Here is a 3,023-nt window from a genome sequence, read left to right as displayed (position 1 = left end):
GCTCGGCGCAACGTGGGTGTGGTGTGTTGGCATATTGGGGAAACATCAGAATCGAAGACTGTCGATTTGAATTCTGTTGGTATGATGGTCCATGTAGTGGTGGTGGAGCATATTTAAAAGGTGACACCATCCGAGTTGTACGAACGCTATTCAACCAAAATATGTTGCCTCGTGGTTCAGGAGGCGGTTTGTACTTTACCGCAGAGTACGAAGGCGAAATCTCCGGTTGTTCTTTCCTTCAGAACACAGCTGGATTTACTGGTGGCGCCGGAGTTCTTGCTGGTGCAAAGAATATTGTAAACAATCGAATCATCGGAAATGCGAGTACAAATAACGGAGCTTTTACTATTAGCAGTGATGTCGGCGAATTCAACTTTTTGAATAATGTCGTGCAAGATAATCGCGCGATGAATTTTGGTTACATGTCAACGCCAAGCCACGGGGCTATCTTTTTTCAAGCTGATGAGTTATCGCAATGGAATATTTACAACAACCGGTTCGAAAGCAACAGCTCCATGAGTGGACAAGTGCTCTCAAACTGTGGTGCCGTTGGTTTTCAAGGCGGATCACATATCTTGAAACAGAATTCCTTTATTGGGAACATAGGCAGTGCCGGTGCAGCAATTACCACAACCGCTGTCGTGACGAATCTCGCGTTAGACAGCAATTCCTTTCGAAGCAATCACGGCACTTGCACGTTTTTTTATCTTAATAGTGGTACCTGCACGATACAAAGCACCGACTTCATCAACAATGACGGCATAGCCATCGACTCGCGTTATTACGATACGATCCCTGCACTCAATTGCTATTGGGGTGATCCCAGCGGTCCACGAGCGCCGGGCAATCCGAACGGTCTTGGCGATAGTATCAATACGTTTGTGTTGTACGAACCGTTCAACACTCACCCGAACATGCCGGAAAACCAGACATTTATTTCTGAACGACCGTTTATTGCTAACCCAACCAGTTTTGGTGTTCTTACGGCGTATCCCAATCCCACCAACGGTGCTGTAACGATTACGTTCTCACTACCCGCGGCAAACCAGTACACTCGGATTGCGGTGTATGACGCGTTGGGTCGAAAAGTAGCCAATCTCTGGGAAGGGAGTGCAGTCACTGGAGAGCAGCGAATCCAATGGCATCCCCAAGCAATCGCATCGGGTAACTACTTTCTACGCGCTGAGTCAAGTGTGGGAGTTGGTTTAACAACGCGGGTGCAATACCTCAAGTAGTTTGATGTCGGTTTCGTGATGTGACTCCTGTTGGAGTATCCAGATCGATAAGAATAATCTTTACAAGAAATACTTTGCTCTTATGTCAAAAGAAAAGTAGTTTGGCAATAGACGGAAACGATTCGCCTTTCTCAACGATTCTGCAGCTTAGTGAAAGAGGCAAGCTATGATATTGCGCCGATTGTGTTCAATCTCTGTTGTTCTTCTTAGTACTCTGCTCCTACTACTCACAGCGAATACAGCATTCGCGCAGGATAGCTCCGGGGTGACGTGTATTGGTCATGTTTCTTTCGATTGGGGAAGCGCAAATTCTGTCACGGTCAGTGGCGACTATGCCTATGTAACTTCTGGAAGAAACGGATTTTGGATTGTCGATGTATCCGATTCTATTAGACCTGTAGAAATTGGCGGCGCCGATACGCCTGGTTATGCTTGCGGCGTTGCAGTTGCAGGTGATTATGCATTCATCGCCGATAGTAGTTACGGAATCCGCATCTTTAACATTTCCATTCCCTCATCTCCCATTGCAGTAGGATTTTACGATACTCCCGGGACAGCATACAGTGTAGTTGTGTCAGAAAATTTCGCTTACGTCGCCGATGGAACTTTTGGGTTGCGAATCCTTGACGTAACCAATCCCGCTTCTCCTCAACAAACAGGATTCTTCGATACACCGGGGACAGCGCTATATCTTACGATATCGGGAAACATCGTCTACATCGCCGATGGAGTCGGTGGTTTACGAATAATTGATATAACTAACCCGAGTAACCCTATTGAAATCGGTTTCTATACCATCCCATGGATCTATATCTGTAAAATTGTTGTACAGGGTAATTTTGCGTATCTCGCAGATTATGCCGGTAGTCTTAGAGTTGTTGATATTTCCAATCCAGTCAATCCAGTGCCGAGAGGATATTACTTAGAGACCGGGGAGGGCAGTTCTACCGGAAATGTCGGGTATGATGGTTTAAATGTTTTCTCCGTTAGTCTTTCTAACAATCATGCATTCATCAGCAGTGAATATTATACTGGCTCCACTAGACCACCGTATCGGTTTTTCGATAATTGTTTCCTTCGAACGATTGATATCTCAAATCCAGATAGTCTCCGACAAGTACGCTTTTCTGTTTATGGATACGTCGAAGATCGCCAGTACACAGGTGTAATCAACGATTTAGATGTGGTTAGAGGCACAATCTATGCCGCCTCCAGAAGCTCGGGACTTTGTCTCAGAGATACAGTAAATGCAACGCTTTTTGCCAGTGGTTTGGATAAATCGGTAGTTGATGTTGCCGTTGCACGAGGGTTTGCATATATCGCATTAGGGAATTCAATTCGTCAATACAATTTGACCGATTTAGCAAATCAACAATGCCGATTTGTTTACCGGACAAGATCAAAGCCCTTGTCAATTGTTGCATCCGACAGTTTTCTTTATATCGCTGATGGCTCTGTTTTCCGAATATTCGCTTGCGACGATCCCAATAACATCTCAGAGATTGGTTCATGCATTACCCCTTATGCGATCACGAAGATTACCATTTATAATGACTATGCATATCTCTCCGCCTACACATCTGGAATCAGCATTATCGATATCTCCAACCCAACTTCTCCTCGATTGGTCGACTCAGCCGATTCGCCGGGTCAAGCATGGGGTATCGCTGTTTCAGGAAATTCTGCCTTTGTTGCAGACGGTGAGTCGGGAATTGCGATATTCGATGTTTCTCACCCTGATTCTCTTCGATTGATAAGGGTACTTGACACCCCGGGATTTGCATCGAA

The 3,023-nt window shown here is 45.4% G+C and carries 2 protein-coding genes; both read left to right on the top strand.

The features are described 5' to 3' along the window. Nucleotides 1-1,235 (top strand): T9SS type A sorting domain-containing protein (locus OEM52_14675; GenBank protein MDK9701379.1); only part of this gene is annotated, 1,235 nt, incomplete at its 5' end. Between the two features lie 166 nt (nt 1,236-1,401). Next, a partial coding sequence (locus OEM52_14670) for a hypothetical protein (protein ID MDK9701378.1) occupies nt 1,402-3,023 on the top strand: 1,622 nt, incomplete at its 3' end.

Source organism: bacterium (assembly GCA_030247525.1).
Taxonomy (GTDB): Bacteria; Electryoneota; JAOADG01; order JAOADG01; family JAOADG01; genus JAOTSC01.
This window is presented reverse-complemented; position numbering and strand designations above follow the sequence as displayed.